The organism is Moorena sp. SIO4E2, from assembly GCF_010671945.1.
GTDB classification, from domain to species: Bacteria; Cyanobacteriota; Cyanobacteriia; order Cyanobacteriales; family Coleofasciculaceae; genus Moorena; species Moorena producens.
The window spans coordinates 1-2,114 of the sequence record NZ_JAAHIE010000955.1; the positions used below are offsets into that span (position 1 = coordinate 1).

Consider the following 2,114-nt stretch of genomic DNA (forward strand, 5'->3'; position numbering starts at 1 on the left):
TGACTTAAAACTGTACTTCAAAGCTTGGCAGATACGCCAGATTTGTTTAGGCACCAAATTAGATGGTTTACTGTCTGGTGTGAGTTTATGCAACAGAAGGCGAGCAGATTCATTGGCATGAAGTATCTTTCCTTTTGTACTCAAAATCAAAATGCCATCAATAAATCCTTCCAGTATCCCTTGTAAGAAAACCTGATCTAACTGTTGTGCTTGAGTATTTGCCCTTTCTAAAGAGTTGGTGATAGTATTCATCTTGTAGACCTATTCTAAAAAAAAGTTGGATAGTCTCGTCAGAGGCGATTTCACACTGATCAGTTTGGGGGAGCTAGGTCATGTGCTGCAAACGGTAGTTAGTTGCTAGTTTTAAGGGTTTTAATACTTATCAGGATTAAGCCTTACCGTTTATGCCGGATGTCGCAATTTTGTAACAAAACTTAACTAAATGGCGCAGGTGAAGCCTATCCCCTGAAGGGGTTTGCACAACATCGGGATAATTGATGAAGATGGCGATGGGGAAGATGGGAAAGATGGGGAAGATAGCAAAGAATCTCCCCAAAGTCGGACTGACTTCTATTACGTTTCAATACCTGAAAATTGCTATATTGTTAAAGGGAGTAGGGAGTAGGGAGTAGGGAGTAGGGAATATGGCATCAAAAATTATCACAATTCCTACAGGGATCCCTAGAGTTCAAAAATTTACTTTTAGTAAAACCCAATGGACACAATTCAATTAGACTTGAATCCAATGATGACATTAAGTGAAACTAGCAACCGTAAGATAGAACTGCGATCAGTATTCAAGCAGACATAATCTAATGACAGACCAGGTTTTAATCCTAGGAGGCAAAGGACGCATCGGGAACAGTGTAGCGCAAGACTTACTTGCCCATACTCAGGCGAAAATTACGATTACCGGACGTCAGGGTAAACTTGACCTAGGTCTGCCACAACAGTTACAGCCCCCCGTGCAGTTTATCCCTCTAGACTTAGCTGATCAGGAGGGGTTAAGAAATGCGATCGCATCTCACAACCTAGTCATCCATTGTGCTGGTCCGTTTCTCTACCGAGACGCTACTGTCCTAAACACTTGCATCGAACAAGGAGTTAACTATCTCGATGTCAGTGACAACCGTGCTTTTACCCGTAAAGCCTTAGCCTTCCGTGAACAAGCTGTTGCTGCTGGTGTCACCGCTATTGTGAATTCTGGCATTTTTCCTGGTATCTCGAATAGTATGGTGCGTCACGATGTAGAACAGTTAGATGTTGCAGAACGGATTCACCTCAGCTATGTAGTTGCCGGTTCTGGTGGTGCTGGAGTGACGGTGATGCGTACTACTTTCCTAGGATTGCAAGAACCGTTTGAAGCTTGGATTGATAATCAGTGGCAAACCGTGAAACCTTATAGCCTACGCGAAACCATCCAATTCCCTGCTCCCTATGGTAAAGCTGGTGTCTACTGGTTTGATATGCCAGAAGCCTTGACCTTAGTGGACTCATTCCCCGTTAACACCGTCATCACTAAATTTGGCTCAGTTCCCGATTTTTATAATCATCTTACCTGGATAGCCGCCCATATCTTTCCCTCATCTTGGCTGAAAAATCCCGCTGGAATCGAGTTTTTGTCCCATGTCAGCCACATCATGACCGATGTAAGCGATCGCATTAGTGGCGTTGGTGTTGCCATTCGCTCAGAGGTTACTGGTTACAAAGATGGTAAATCAGCCCGTGCTGGCTCAACCTTAGTCCATCAGAATACTGCTGTCGCTGCTGGGGTCGGTACTGGTAGTATTGCTGAACTGATGCTTACTGGTCAACTCAATAAACCGGGAGTTTGGCCGGTGGAACAAGCCCTGTCTACGCCATTATTTGAGCAAACTATACAAAGTCGAGGACTTGAGATTAATACTGTTGAAGGTTAAGTGTTGATACCAAATTCGCTTTGATAACCCTCCTTTATAGCAGAAGTCAAAAGTCAGAAGTCAGAAGTCAGAAGTCAAACTCTTGCGCTTACAAAGGGTGTGAGACTTTTGTCATGTCCTAACTGCCCTGGCGACTGCTATAACTCAAATTACAGGACTTACGCCGCCAAATTTCCCTTTCTAATTTGCTAAGAC

Annotated in this window: 2 protein-coding genes and 1 pseudogene; 2 read left to right on the forward strand and 1 reads right to left on the reverse strand. The window is 43.8% G+C overall.

All coding sequences use genetic code 11. The annotated features are described in order from the left end of the window. Positions 1-252, reverse strand: a pseudogene (locus F6K37_RS39375) (helix-turn-helix transcriptional regulator); the annotation flags it as partial. A gap of 223 nt (positions 253-475) precedes the next feature. On the opposite strand from F6K37_RS39375, the gene F6K37_RS39380 reads away from it, so the two are divergent. Then, positions 476-625, forward strand: a complete 150-nt coding sequence (locus F6K37_RS39380) for a hypothetical protein (protein WP_287256685.1) — start codon at positions 476-478, stop codon at positions 623-625. Between the two features lie 190 nt (positions 626-815). After that, positions 816-1,919 (forward strand): saccharopine dehydrogenase family protein, encoded by a 1,104-nt coding sequence (locus tag F6K37_RS39385; protein ID WP_287256687.1) that lies wholly within the window; start codon positions 816-818, stop codon positions 1,917-1,919. The last annotated feature ends 195 nt before the right edge of the window (positions 1,920-2,114 follow it).

Bases quoted from the DNA above. Each gene is read 5' to 3' on its own strand.
- F6K37_RS39385 (WP_287256687.1), top strand. From the start codon at position 816: ATGACAGACCAGGTTTTAATCCTAGGAGGCAAAGGACGCATCGGGAAC.